Source organism: Cysteiniphilum litorale, from assembly GCF_003428165.1.
Taxonomy (GTDB): domain Bacteria; phylum Pseudomonadota; class Gammaproteobacteria; order Francisellales; family Francisellaceae; genus Caedibacter; species Caedibacter litoralis.
Map to the genome: position 1 here is coordinate 1 of NZ_QLIQ01000176.1, position 636 is coordinate 636.

Sequence of the window (636 nt, forward strand, 5' to 3'; positions counted from 1 at the left end):
TCTTTTAAAAACTCATGAGCATATTGATAGTGTTTTAAAAGTAATGCAAAATAAAGGCGTGAATTTCGATTACGCGATTCAATAAGGGAGATTTCTGTTGCGGTAAAAGACCACTGAATTGTCGATGTCACAAAATATCCTTTTTCTTGATTTCTTGAATGCCGAGAATAACTAGAGTCGGTACTCATTCATTAAGTTAGGTCTAAATCATAGAGTCAAAATGCCATATTTTCAATACAAATATTAACCTCATAATAAAAGTAGGTATTTATTGAAAGTTAAAATTGAATCACTTACAATGCCAAGCATCACTATAATGACTTAACTTCAAAGCAAAGGAATGAGAGATAAAAGATATAAAACACTTTGTTTATTGACAGCGATGATGCTGCCACTTAGCTTAACTGCAAAAGAGATCACGCATGATACCAATCAAAAGCAACTTGATAAATCAAATATCAAGACAGACGCTAAAATAAAAGCACCGCAAAAGGTAAGCTTATTTGCCGGGGATTCTTCAGTGCCAGTAAACCCTCTAGGCACAGTATCAAATGAAAATAGATTGCTACATATTCTGCCAGAGAATGGAAACAAGGTAATGCAAGTACCCATTGTTAGCATTCCTTTAGATGATGG

The 636-nt window shown here is 34.0% G+C and carries 1 protein-coding gene; it reads left to right on the forward strand.

The features are described 5' to 3' along the window. Nucleotides 1–340 precede the first annotated feature (340 nt). A partial coding sequence (locus DNJ75_RS15145) for a hypothetical protein (RefSeq protein ID WP_150469081.1) occupies nt 341–636 on the forward strand: 296 nt, incomplete at its 3' end.